The sequence below is a fragment of the Heliobacterium mobile genome (assembly GCF_009720735.1).
GTDB lineage: Bacteria > Bacillota > Desulfitobacteriia > Heliobacteriales > Heliobacteriaceae > Heliobacterium > Heliobacterium mobile.
Window position 1 is genome coordinate 69,280 of sequence record NZ_WNKU01000002.1, and the last position, 12,804, is coordinate 82,083.

The 12,804-nt window shown below is 43.5% G+C and carries 9 protein-coding genes; 5 read left to right on the forward strand and 4 right to left on the reverse strand.

Annotated features, from left to right (window positions below; genetic code table 11):
* The first annotated feature begins 108 nt into the window (after positions 1-108).
* A complete protein-coding gene (locus tag GJ688_RS02880) occupies positions 109-483 on the forward strand; it encodes a DsrE family protein (protein WP_155475039.1) in 375 nt (124 codons plus the stop codon).
* 96 nt (positions 484-579) lie between these two features.
* On the opposite strand, the gene GJ688_RS02885 is transcribed toward GJ688_RS02880, so the two are convergent.
* The 3 genes from GJ688_RS02885 to GJ688_RS02895 form a co-directional block, all read right to left on the reverse strand.
* The gene (locus GJ688_RS02885) at positions 580-1,572 is read right to left on the reverse strand and encodes an arsenic resistance protein (protein WP_155475040.1); all 993 of its coding nucleotides are present in this window, start codon (positions 1,570-1,572) and stop codon (positions 580-582) included.
* 43 nt (positions 1,573-1,615) lie between these two features.
* A complete protein-coding gene (locus tag GJ688_RS02890) occupies positions 1,616-2,044 on the reverse strand; it encodes a hypothetical protein (RefSeq protein ID WP_155475041.1) in 429 nt (142 codons plus the stop codon).
* 242 nt (positions 2,045-2,286) lie between these two features.
* Positions 2,287-2,916, reverse strand: a complete 630-nt coding sequence (locus GJ688_RS02895) for a DUF4878 domain-containing protein (protein WP_155475042.1) — start codon at positions 2,914-2,916, stop codon at positions 2,287-2,289.
* A gap of 341 nt (positions 2,917-3,257) precedes the next feature.
* Between GJ688_RS02895 and GJ688_RS02900 the strand changes: the two genes are divergently transcribed.
* From GJ688_RS02900 to GJ688_RS02910, 3 genes are all read left to right on the forward strand, one after another.
* A complete protein-coding gene (locus GJ688_RS02900; RefSeq protein ID WP_155475043.1) occupies positions 3,258-3,584 on the forward strand; it encodes a hypothetical protein in 327 nt (108 codons plus the stop codon).
* A 1,315-nt stretch (positions 3,585-4,899) separates the two neighbouring features.
* Positions 4,900-6,663, forward strand: a complete 1,764-nt coding sequence (locus GJ688_RS02905) for a pyridoxal-dependent decarboxylase (protein ID WP_155475044.1) — start codon at positions 4,900-4,902, stop codon at positions 6,661-6,663.
* Positions 6,664-6,734: 71 nt separating this feature from the next.
* Complete coding sequence (locus tag GJ688_RS02910) at positions 6,735-8,441, forward strand: M20/M25/M40 family metallo-hydrolase (RefSeq protein ID WP_170291604.1); 1,707 nt, start codon at positions 6,735-6,737, stop codon at positions 8,439-8,441.
* A gap of 118 nt (positions 8,442-8,559) precedes the next feature.
* Here the strand turns inward: GJ688_RS02910 and GJ688_RS02915 are convergent, their stop codons facing one another.
* Positions 8,560-10,662 carry a methyl-accepting chemotaxis protein gene (locus GJ688_RS02915; RefSeq protein WP_155475046.1) on the reverse strand — a complete coding sequence of 701 codons (2,103 nt, stop codon included), beginning with the start codon at positions 10,660-10,662 and terminating at the stop codon, positions 8,560-8,562.
* Between the two features lie 828 nt (positions 10,663-11,490).
* Here GJ688_RS02915 and trpB point away from each other — a divergent pair.
* The gene (gene trpB / locus GJ688_RS02920; RefSeq protein ID WP_155475047.1) at positions 11,491-12,642 is read left to right on the forward strand and encodes a tryptophan synthase subunit beta; all 1,152 of its coding nucleotides are present in this window, start codon (positions 11,491-11,493) and stop codon (positions 12,640-12,642) included.
* Positions 12,643-12,804 lie beyond the last annotated feature (162 nt).

The window sequence follows — 12,804 nt, forward strand, 5'->3', positions numbered from 1 at the left end:
ATGGCATCTGCTAATTTTATTGCGTTTTCAACGAAAGATAAGATTATACCCCTGATAACAATTAAGTTTGTCGCCGCCATTTGAAAAAAATATAAAGGAGTAGTACCTATGTCAAAAGATTCTTCATTCGTAGTTACATTGGGTTTTAACAACAACAATGAAAATTACGTCACTGTAGCATTAACGGTGGCCTTAGCCGCCCAGAAAAAAGGAGAACAAGCGTGCCTGTTGTTGCTGGTTGACGGTGTTCATTTAGGGAAAGAAGGATATGTGGACGATATCAATATCGGCGAACCTTTCCGCCCGGTCCGTGATCTTCTCGCAGACTTCCTAGCATCGGGCGGCCAATTAAAAATCTGCGGTGCCTGTTTGCATCACAACAAGATTGCCAATGATGAACTGCTTACGTCCGCTGAAATCATCACCGGCAGTGATATCGTCGACCTACTGAACAATGCTAAGTCGACACTTCAACTGAATTAAGAACATAACTTTCCTGTCATAGTGCGAAAGAAAGGCTGGCCTGAAGCCAGCCTTTTTCCTTTATATATGCTTAGATAAACCTGTATCTGTACGATGTTAGTTTTCTTCCGCTAGGATAGAATCTGTTTGTTTTCTCCCGATTAATTTATATCGCTCCGCCAGCTTACCAAACCAAGCGGCAGCTTGCACCTGCAGAATGAAGGCCAATGTAACGACAAGAGCAGCCTGAGGACCGAAGGCGGTAATTGCTAATCCGAGAGCGATAGAAAGGTTTCTCATTACGGTGCCGTAGATCAAGGCTACGCCATCGCTATAGTTGAAAAACAGCCGGGTTGCTAAGGTGCTCAAGGTAAAGTTAATGATGTAGAACACCACTAGTGCGATAAGAATACCGCCGATCAATTGGGGTTGAGCGAGTACGGCTTTTGATTTCATTGAGATGGAAGAGAAGATGACCGCCAACATGGCCCAGAAGCTGACAGCTGGCAGGTAGGGTTTGATGACTTTTTGGAAATGTTCCCGTCCATAGTGGCTCAGAATTTGTTTGAAGGTAAGATGTCCTAAAATCAATGGGAGAAAGACAACAATTGCGATGGTGATGAAGGTTTTCATCAGATCGACGTGTACATACTTGCCTACCATCAGCAACAAGTAAAAAGGTGCCAGCAATGAGCCAATCACAAGGCTGAGTGCCGTCATTTTTACGGCGGCAGGAACATTGCCTTTAAACATCATCGTCCAGGAAATGGTCATACCACTTGTCGGAAGTAATCCTGCGATGGCCAACCCTGCCATCATGGTAGGATCTGATACAAGAAAAGCCTTTCCTAATCCCCAAGCGAGGAGGGGAATCAACAGGAAGTTTATCACTAAAGAGACCCCTACGACTTTTGCATGGCTGAAATCAAAAGACTCCTTGAGATTCAAGCCAATCATCGTAGGATAAATCATTAAAAAGGTGCAAATCAGAATAAAGTCACTTAGAAAACGGGTATCCACCCATAAGCCCGCAGCAAAACCGAGGCATAATGCAATGGGGATACTCAACACGGGGTTTTTGGAAGGCCAAAATAGCATTTTTTTACCCATTTGAATCTCCCTTTGCTTTAATGAAAATTATTGTCCGATATCCTTACGATATAACTACTTTGTGGGCGATGAAACCGGCAACTACGACAAGGGTTGCTAAACGATGTATCGCAGGTTGTGATTTTTGGAAGCCGGTGTAGGCGACAACAGCGATAGCCATCGCGGCAATCATACCTGTGGCATTTGCGACCGGTTTATCAAAGCCCATTTGCATGAGCGCATAGATGGCGTGTCCGAATACACCTAAACCTGCGATTAATCCGAGACCGCGGTGAAGGCCATAGATAGTGCCGTTCTTACTGAAACGGGCGACGACAGCCAGCAGAAGGGAGACAGCGAGCAGGGGAACGATGATTTTACCGCTTACATCAACCTGCTGAGCGATAGGGTCTTTCAGGGGACCGTCGGCCCAAGCCGCCGTCGGACTGAGCATCAGGATAGAAATGGCGGGAAGAAACGAACGAACGTTCATTTTAAAAACTCCTTTCTAATTCCCATGAGATAAATGGGTTACATCAACTAGGATAAACTAGGAAAAGCCAAAACTAATTGAGGAAATATCAAGAAGTTGTCAAGAATTCGAGCAGAACCTTTCTAGTCTATCGGTTTAACCCCTTGTTGAGTGAGCGCTGCGCCGAGTTGAAACGAAAAAACCCGCATCCCTTAAGTGACAGGGGTGCGGGTTTTTTCATGATGTGACCGAAGCCAAATGCGTTATGATTGCTTTGTGATATTGGAAGTCATAGACTTACCGAGTTCCTTGCCAATTGAATTGAAGTTTGACAGAAATACGTTCAAGAGTTCATCACTTGGTTCTACGATAAACCATTGATCATCGACTTTTGCAAGTTTAATTTCTATCGTTTGATCGGTGAATGATTCCGCGTTGGTTTCCTTTTGCTTCGTTATAGCCGTGACAATCATCTGTTTCGTTTCTTCCTCGGTCATTTTAACGCCTGAGAAGGCACCAGCTAAGGCCTTGGTAAAAACGTTTCCGAGAGTCGCCTTGAGAAGGGGCAAACCATCGATGAATTTAAAGTTAACCGTTACGGTAGCGCTATTGTTCTTTACTTGTGCGTTCGTTATGGTGTATGTAATTTTACCTGCGTTTTCTTTGAAATAATCAAGGAAATAGGTTTGGTACTGATTTTCATTACCGAGTTCCGAAAGCTTTGCTTTGCCGTTTGCATCAGCGTTTGCGACCAACGCAGACATTTTGGTGGTGTCATACTTTTTCCCCGCTTCAATAAAATTAGAGACTGTAGTTTCCGGTTTGGGAGAAAGGGAGCAACCTGCTAGAAAAAACAATCCGACCATGACAAGCAGACTCATGAGTTTTCGCAACTAAACACACTCCTTTTACATAATTTTACAATCGACACTTAGATTATATTCGTTTTGGGAGAGGAATTAAATCCCTTTTTCTAAAAAAATGTATTTTTATGCCAGAACAAACCCTCTAAAGTAGATCGCCAGAGGGGCTTTTTTGGTTTTTTCTTTGTAGTGATGATTCTGGCGGTGCATCTTACCTAGCAAGAAGAAAAGTGATGTTGCTGCATATAGGTTTCTGATTAAAAGGGGCTCAATGAGAAGATTGGTATTGAGTATCCCTTTTTCCTTGCCCTATTATTTGCTACGTAGTAGTATAATCATATACAACTTGGTAGTAAATAAAGGGGGAAGGAATGAATATGCTTACGGTCGTAGAAGCCGTAGCCATACTGACGGAAGCCGGTATCACTAACAGCCCCGAGATTCTTCGACGATGGCTTCGACAGGGTAAAATCAAAGGAGAGTGTCTTCATCGAGCGGCTGGCTGGAAGGTGGATGAGACGGACCTTCACCGTTTTATTGAGGAGCATTCTAATATAACCCGTCTGAAGTTATCAGCGTTAGAAGCGGAGGTCGAACGATTATTGGGAAAACTGGCCGAGGTAACAGCGGAGAGAGATGAACTACGAGCACGACTAACAACAATACTTGAAACTGCCAAACGGAAGCGTTTTCCTTGATAGGTAGCTCGTTCAAGAAGTAAAGCAGGGACGAAAGTCGGGCTTAATGATCCGGCGGTTTGAGTGGAAAAGCCGTCGCGCAACGGATAAAACAAAAAAGAGGGAGGCGATACCCAATGTTCCGTGAACTTGCCGAAGAGGCAACACAATCAAACAGTCATTCCATTACTTAGAAGAGGATGAACAGAAAAAACAAATCGGCGATTGGGTACAGAAGTGTATCGCTGCCACGAGAAAGAGACTGACTAATTCCGCTTTTACAAGTTATTGCCTAAGAGTAGCAGAAGAATCTTAACATATTGACGAGCACACTGGAAAATCTGCTGTTTGTGATGCTGGGGTTGCAAGCTGCGGAAGAATTATATTGGAATTAACATAACGGTTGAACTCAAAGGCGACACGCGGTGAACCGTCATTCACAGCGGGGTCGCTTTTTTGTTGCGCGATAACCGGCGCGAATACGGTGAACTGACGATTACTGTGAATTGACGATAATTATTGCAAAATTAGCAATGAAAGACTTCCTTGCCGAAGCGTATAACATCCTAAAAGCCATTGCACGCGGTAGCCAAAGCGAAAAGTACTAGTTAAAAGCTTTCGAACTGGTCATGAAGAACCAGGACCGCTTGACTGAAGTGCAGAAGGTCGAGGCCGAGTCATAGTAGTCGATAGTTAACCCCATAAACCGTAAAGGAAAGACTCCATACTGGTATTCATACCGGGAAATGCCTTTTACTCTCCTTCGGAAACAATAATCCACATATTACTTTGATTCAATAAAAAGTGGTCAGAATCTGCTGAAACGAGCAATTCGTGAGGTAGCATGGGTAGGTGCGATATGGTTTGTAACGGTAATGAACAAAAAGGATTTTTAAAGTGGGGGTAGGGAGGGTAGGTCTTATAAAAGCTACCGAACTCAAGTTAAATACTTCCAAAAATAGAAACTCTTTAACCTCTTGTAGTTCAAGTTCCAACAAGGTAAAATTAAATGGAAATAATACTCATACAAAATATGGAACTAAATAAAACAAAAACGAAAGGGGGCAATATTAACTACTATCTTTAAAAGGTATTGAGAGGGTGTCTTTTAACGCTACTGAGAAGCAAGTTATTTAGCTTAGTTCTACTGAAACCATAAGTTATCAGAAAAACTATCGCAAATATTAATGTCATATTAAAGAAATTAAAGAAAAAATCCAACAAGTATATAGTGAAGTACAGTCGAAGATAATGAAAACTCTTTGTGCAGTTTTCTTGTTACTATTAATACTGTAAAAACATACGATAGTTAATTTGAGTTATAGGAGGATGTATTATGAATAAAATAACTTCGACATCGCCCACTGATGATCCTGAAAAAGTATATCCACGAGTTCCTGGAATTGATTATAAGTATTTCAAACTATCTCCTGAGGGGGTCCCTGAAGCCTGGAGAAAGATTGCATTACAACAACTCCACGAATATGAACTTGCTCAAAAACAGCACTTTTTAGGATATCAGACAAATCAAAAGTTAAATTTTGACGAAGAACTTCATCAATACTTAAATTATCACCTTAACAATGTTGGCGATCCATTCCAATCTGGCAATTTAACTCTAAACAGCAAATTTATAGAGCGTGCTGTTTTAGATTATTTTGCATCTCTTTGGAATGCCCAGTGGCCTCATAATAATAATAAAAATACGCCTTATGAAGAAAGAAAAGATTCTTATTGGGGCTATGTTCTAACAATGGGTGCGTCTGAAGGGAATGTGTATGCATTATGGAATGCCCGTGATTATCTCTCGGGGAAGTTTTTGATGACAGACGCAGAGGTAGAACATAAAGCAAAGGAAGCCAGCAAGTGCGGCAGAAAAGTATCCATTGAACCACGTACCATGTACTATCAGGCGATTGCACCAGAATGTAATCCCAATAAATATACCCCTGTCGCTTTTTATTCTCAAGATACTCACTATTCCATAATAAAGTTTATGCGTGTACTAAATATACAAACATTTTATGAAATCGCAGTGAATAATAAGCTGAAATGTCCCTTGGAAAAGGACGATTATCCAGACGATTTTTCTAACGAATATATAGATGAAATAAGTGGCTGGCCTTTAGAAGTACCATCAGACAAAGATGGAAACATTCACATTCCTGCTCTTGTAAAGCTTGTCGACTTTTTTGCTGAGAAAGGATATCCTCCTTTAATCAGCTTTAACTATGGAACAACCTTCAAGGGCGCATATGATCGAGTGAAAGATGCAGTCGAAAAGCTTGTACCGGTTTTTAAAAATCGTAATCTTTATGAACGCAAAGTTCACTATGATCCAAATGATAAAAGTAAGTTCGACGTTCGCAATGGCTTCTGGATTCATGTTGATGGTGCTTTAGGAGCAGGTTATATGCCATTTATCGAGATGGCTATTAAACAAAATAAGATAAAATTGCCAGATGGTTATACATTTCCAGAATTTGATTTTCGTATCAAAGAATTGCATTCCCTTGTCTTTAGCGGGCATAAATGGCTTGGGGCTCCATGGCCTACAGGAATATTTATGAGTAAAGTCAAATATCAACTTCAACCACCCGACGATCCTCAATATATCGGTTCACCGGACACAACCTTTGCTGGCTCACGTAATGGTTTTTCTCCAATAATTCTTTGGAACAGTCTTTCCAAAAACTCTTATGACAGCCTAATTGAGATGGCTGTTAACATGGAAGGGTTAGCGGAGTATGCATTCCAAGAGTTTAAAAAGCTGGAACAAAAATTAGGAATTGACCTTTGGGTGGAAAGAAGTCCTTTATCGTTAACAATCAGATTTAAAAAACCTGATGATCATATAGTATTCAAGTATTCCCTGTCAGAAGAGGAATTATATGTAGATGGTAAAAGGAGAAAGTACTGTCATATGTACATTATGGGACATGTAACGGAGAAGCTGATTGATGAGTTCATTTTGGAACTAAGTAAACCTTACGTAATTCCTGATCAGGAAGAGCAAGTGGAACAAGTTGTAAAGTGTGATATAAAACCAAATGCAACGAAATTGCTGCATGTACCTTATATAGGAAGAGGATTTAAATAAAAACTAAAATCAATTAGTCGCTGCTATTTGTAAGCATTCGATGAGTATAAAAGCATAGGAGGATGTTTGGAATGCCTGATCCTAGACAAGTCTCTATGACTTCTAATGATGGGAATTGGCAGCAAGTTATTGTCAGGGATACATCAGAATTGATCAAGCTGGAGACATGGCGAATGTCCGATGGTAGTAACGAAGAGGTCGTTATAGCGAATCTGGTTAAAATTAAAGATTTTTTTATTGAGAAAATGAATGATTTTAATAATAATACACCGCAAGTGAAGATGAGTTCGTTCGAATGGAAGGGACAAGAAGAAGACAAGAAATACTGGGTCTTTGGTTTCCGCGCTGGCACGGGTGAAAGAAAAGTGTCGCTTATCTGCCACTTAGATACAGTACCTCCTGGCAACAGCGGTTGGCAGCCATTCGTACCACGTCAGGAGACCCGTCTCTACAAAGGTGTACCGACCCCTTTCCTGATCGGAAGGGGCTCTATTGACGACAAAGGACCCGCTGTAGTGGCATTCGAGTCGTTTTCGCGTGCGCTGAAAAAGGCTGCTGCAGATCCACAAGTCCTTAATAAGGTAACTCTTGAGGTGCTTTTTGATACCTCAGAAGAGACTGATATGTCTACACCAAAGTATTTTGCCGCCAATCCTAATAAGAAACCTTCGTTAGGTATTGTCTTCGATGCTTTTTGGAGTGTACGAGCTGAAAAGGGTATTGAACGGCCTGTCTTTACTGTTAATGCGTCAGATGTCCTGTCACCGCTTCCGGATAAGCTGACAATTGAAAAATTGAGTACCCCCGATGGTTCTGTCAATATGATCCCGGTTACAGCTGAAGCTCGCATCAAGGGACCAGACGAGTTATTGGATGAATTCTACAAAAAAATAAATGATTGGTATAGAACTTGTCCCTTTGACGATCCAGATTATCACCCAGCCGACATCAATGTGACCTATTGTGGCTCCGAAGTTGTGATTACGACCAAAGTTGCTGGCGCCCAACATGGCTCGGCGCCTCACCAAAATCGGTCCAATGGTGCCAATCCTGTTGTATCGCTCACTAATTTTCTCGCATTTCTGATTGATCGAGATATCCTTGCCAACAACCATAGGGGTGAGATGTGTAGGTTCATTCGCTGGGCTTTTGGAACACGTGCATTCGGTGAACACCATCCCGATCTGCTCAAACGTTTTGATACTGTGTTCGGTGATGGAAATGGTACTACTTATGGTCTAACCCAGCTTACAGACAATGAGTCTGAAGATATCTCTCTGGGAATAGATATTCGTTATGTTATAGGTCACCATGGCAAGGGGTGGGATGGCCGTGAAGGTCAGATAGATGGGGATAGCCTATTTAATTCCGTTTTCGATCAACTCATCAATCGTTACCAATCTGAGACAGGTGGGGCAAGAATATCGTTCAAAACGGAGAGCATCTTCGGTCCAGACATTCGCTCCATCCGAAATGCTGATTTATTCAAAATAAATATGGCCTACCGTTCTATCATGGGAGATAACTGCCCAATGCAGGCCATCGGTGGAGCAACCGATGCCCATGGCCGTCTTGAATTGATCACTGCAGGGGCATTGTTTACCGACAATCTTGGCCCGCCTGTAAACTACCACGGAATTGATGAGGGCGCACCGCTTACCGATCTGGAGAATAGCGGCAAGATATTGCTTTATCTGCTCACTCAGGAGCTAGGTACCAAAGAGGAGCAAGAGTCTTCCTACAGCGGATTTCATCAGTGTCATGGGTGTTGTAACTGATCAAAGATGCAATCGGAAGCGTAAAAAACAACCTCCAGCTAGGTAGCAAACTGGAGGTTGTTTTTTTAGTCGATTATAAAAGAATTGTATGGGAGCTTACTATGACGCATACGTTTTTTTAATACGTAAAATGATTTACGCCGCCAAGGAGGTCCCTACCTAAAATAACTAAATTTTCCGATGCATCGTTGATTTCTGCTACTGAAGCAGCATGTTCTTCAGCGACGGCAGCAGCGCTTTCAGCGTGATTGGCAAATTCAATGGCGATTACTGAGATCTCCCGAGTTGCTGCCAGGATTTCCGCGGTTACGTCCGCCACTTTGTACAGATCATTCTTTATTGTTGTCGTGTTTTCTTCAAGACGTTGCGCCTCCTCAGTGATATGTGTTAGTAAGACGCTTCCGGCATGAATGGAATCAACGAGTGCTGCATAAAGCTTCCGACTGGTTTCCACCGTAGATGAAACTGTATCCGCTTCTTGAAGAATGAGTCTGATTACAGAAGAAACTTGTTTCGCTGCATTTGCCGATTCATCAGCAAGCTTACGTACTTCTTCGGCTACAATAGCGAAACCGCGTCCATGCTCACCTGCATGGGCGGCCTCAATCGCAGCGTTTAATGCCAATAAATTAGTCTGCGCAGCTATTGACCCCACAGTAACCATCAATTTGTCGATATCTACTATGTGATGACCTAAAGATTCAACTGCAGATCCTACATTGGACATACTATCATTAACCACCGATACTTCTTTGATAGTGATGGCAGTATTTTTTAATCCTTCTCTAGCGATTCCTGCGCTTCGCACAGCTTGTGTAAGGCTTTCGGCAGCCCGTTGAGTACTCATATCCACAAGGTGAACCACACGCTCTCCGATGGATAGTATTTGAGCAACCAGTGATGCCTGTCGACGAGCCCCTTCTGCAATCGTACCGATATCCTTTGCCATAGACATGCCGGCTTCTCCAGCTTGATTGGAGGTATTATTAATCTCTTCCCCACAGGCAGTGACCTCTTTGGCGTCACGGGATATGGCAGAAACAATATTTCTCAGACTAGCTAAGAAACGGTTTAAAGCATCAGACACTCGAGCAATTTCATCGTGTCCCCGGATTTCAAATACTCGAGTCAAATCTCCCCCGGACTCTGCAAGCCCGTATAATTCGTTTTCCAACAACGTAAGGGGTTTCACAATACGACGAGTCATCCCCACAATGGTAAGCGCCATAACAACGAGACATATAGACCCTACGATTAAGGACCAGCGCAAAACAGCATAGAAATTTATCAAAGCTTGGGATTTTGGAATCGTTACTTCCAAATACCAAGATCGCTCGCTATCATCCAATTGAATTGGAATAAAAGTGCGCAGTGCCGTACCAGATATTCCTGCTACTGTATCCTCAAATACGAATTCTTCTCTTGTGCCAAACCGTTCGGATACGCGTACCCCTTCTGGAACATCTGTAAGATGTTTGCCAATCACGTCAACCGAGTTTCCATGTGCGGCGTATAATCCACCTGAAGTAATCAGTGACGAATATCCTCCCATTGGTCGAACATTACTTACGATTTCTTGCACATTCGATAAGCTTGTGTCCAACCCAATCATCCCACGAAACTGTCCATTATCCAAGAGTGGATAGCACAAGGTGATCATTAGGACATCGTTGCCGTTGACCGGGTACACATAGGGTTCTGTTATGAATATCTTCTTAGTTTTTTGAGGTTCCAGGTAAAAGGATTCACTTTCGTACCCTACTGACGGAACAAGTTCAATACCGTTATTGGTTTGAGTTGCATAAGGAATAAAACGACCGGTTTGATCATGGTACCCACCTGTACCTGCAAAATCAAGGTCACGTTCATCAAAGGCATTCGGTTCGAATATTGCTCCGACTCCAGTCAATTGCGAGTGAGACTTCATGGTTTGGATAAGTATTGATGATGCCACATCACGGGGTATTTTTTGCTCCCTAGAGACCATCATTGAATCGGCGAGTGTCGATGCGATTGCACGGGAAGACATAAATTCTAACCGGATTTTTTCGGCTTGGTACCTCCCTTCGATCAACGCTTTTTCGGTTGCTTCTTTTAATCCTTCTTTGTAAGCGATCATCAGCAAGATACTCACCAAGGCCGAACCAAAGATGACGACTGATACCAAAGCGACAATACCAACACGTCCAGATAGGCTATGAGTAACCCAACGTCTAACCAACGTCAACCCTCCAATTAAACTGTACTCACCGACACAAAAAAACTCGACTTTTCCGCTTCACTGCGTCACAAGCAGTCTCCTTAGGACTCACTTTGCCAATGATCTCGAATGTTACCTTGTTTAAAATTCTCTTGAGTTTGCCAGTGATAAATTCGCTAAAATACAAGCTTTTCCTTTTAATACATGGGAATTTATTTAAACTTATTACTATGATTTATTGACTATGAAGAAAAAGACAAATATGTGCTCTCATACATTGTTCACGGCACCGTACCGTTGTGCTCATTTGCACAATGCCCTCGATATATCAAGTCGCACCTTGTTCCATAACGGGAGCTGCAACAAGGAAAACATCCCGTGCCTTACTATTTTTCGAGACCAGATATAGGCCGAACGGCGAAACTGTGGTTCCGGGTTAACAAATCACCATATCGAATAAATCCCTTTTCGGCTAATTGATATATCTTGTTTCGGATAAGTTAAGCAAACACAAGAACTTTGTTGATTTGTAGTCTGTTATTTCCAGTGGTAGGGCGAGGCTTTGATTCGGGCGCCTAGGAAGGAGATATTTCCGTCGGTAAGGTCATTAAAAGTACGGTAGGAGGTCGAGAAACAGGGTTAGGTCACATAACCGGCATTTTGGCCCCAGGAACAAAGTAGTAAATCCCGATACCCTTATGGGACAAGGGGTGTGTCGGGTTTTTCGCTTTCATTTACTTTGCATAATTATTATTATTAATAAAGGAATTTTCCCGAACATTGACGAAGAAAAACCCGCACATCAGATGCGGGAAATTTTGAGCTGAGTGGAGAAAGGAAGAGCCAAGGATGAGTCAAAAAGGGTTTTACGGAGAATTTGGCGGGAGTTTTGTGCCCGGCCCATTGCAAGCGGTATTGGATCGCTTAGACGACGCCTTTCAGACGGCGAAAACGGATGCGGAATTCATGAAGGAGTACCGCCATTACTTGCGGGAATATGTGGGACGCGATAACCCATTGACCTTCGCCCAAAATCTGACTGCTAAATGCCAGGGGGCGAAAATCTATTTAAAGCGTGAGGATCTAAACCACACAGGTTCCCACAAAATCAACAACGCCATCGGGCAAATCTTATTAGCCAAGCGGATGGGCGCAAAACGGGTCATCGCCGAAACAGGCGCAGGCCAACACGGCGTGGCCACCGCGACCGCCTGTGCCATGTTCAATATGGAATGCGTCATCTACATGGGAAAAACCGATGTGGCCCGGCAAGCGTTAAACGTCTTTCGAATGGAGCTTCTCGGCGCAAAAGTCGTCGCTGTGGGCAAAGGCCAAGGCCGATTGAAAGAAGCTGTGGACGAAGCGCTCACTGATTTTGTGCAAAATTATCAAGACACCTTTTACTTGCTCGGTTCCGCTGTCGGCCCCCATCCCTTTCCGGAGATGGTCAAGTTTTTTCAAAGTGTGGTCAGTGAAGAATCAAAGCGGCAAATCCTCGACAAAGAAGGACGGCTTCCTGATGCGATACTCGCCTGTGTAGGCGGCGGCAGCAACGCCATCGGAGCCTTCGCACACTACATAGAAGATGCATCCGTTCGGCTGATCGGCGTAGAACCGAAAGAGGCGGCGACACTAACCGAAGGGATCCCCGGCACGATTCATGGCTTTAAGTGCCTGGTCTTGCTCGATGAACAGGGCAACCCCCAGCCGACCTATTCCATCGCTGCGGGATTAGATTACCCCGGCGTTGGACCGGAACACAGCCACTTGCAAGCGAGTGGACGTGCGGAGTACGTCGCGGTGACGCGCCAGGAGGCCTTCGACGCTTTTCTAACGCTCTCCAAGACTGAAGGGATTACCCCGGCATTAGAAAGCGCGCATGCGGTCGCCTACGCACTAAAATTGGCCCCTCAGCTTTCCCCGGACAAGATCATCATCGTCAACCTCTCGGGGCGGGGCGACAAGGACGTAGCTCAGGTCTACGACATGCTGAACGGTTAATCGGAAAAACCCAAATGGTTAAATGGCGTGTCAGTTGCACAATCGGCACGCCATTTTTTTGTTGAACAAAAAACGGCGCTAACCCTAACCGGATAAGGGATAGCGCCGTTTTCGCTTTGAAGTGGTTTGGTTGGACAACAAGAAATGTCAGAAAGCCTTAAG

What these genes read in the sequence shown, in the direction of transcription:
- GJ688_RS02910 (WP_170291604.1), top strand. Translation starts at nt 6,735, where the DNA reads ATGCCTGATCCTAGACAAGTCTCTATGACTTCTAATGATGGGAATTGG.
- trpB (WP_155475047.1), top strand. Translation starts at nt 11,491, where the DNA reads ATGAGTCAAAAAGGGTTTTACGGAGAATTTGGCGGGAGTTTTGTGCCC.
- GJ688_RS02890 (WP_155475041.1), bottom strand. Translation starts at nt 2,044, where the DNA reads ATGAACGTTCGTTCGTTTCTTCCCGCCATTTCTATCCTGATGCTCAGT.
- GJ688_RS02885 (WP_155475040.1), bottom strand. Translation starts at nt 1,572, where the DNA reads ATGGGTAAAAAAATGCTATTTTGGCCTTCCAAAAACCCCGTGTTGAGT.
- GJ688_RS02905 (WP_155475044.1), top strand. Translation starts at nt 4,900, where the DNA reads ATGAATAAAATAACTTCGACATCGCCCACTGATGATCCTGAAAAAGTA.
- GJ688_RS02880 (WP_155475039.1), top strand. Translation starts at nt 109, where the DNA reads ATGTCAAAAGATTCTTCATTCGTAGTTACATTGGGTTTTAACAACAAC.
- GJ688_RS02900 (WP_155475043.1), top strand. Translation starts at nt 3,258, where the DNA reads ATGAATATGCTTACGGTCGTAGAAGCCGTAGCCATACTGACGGAAGCC.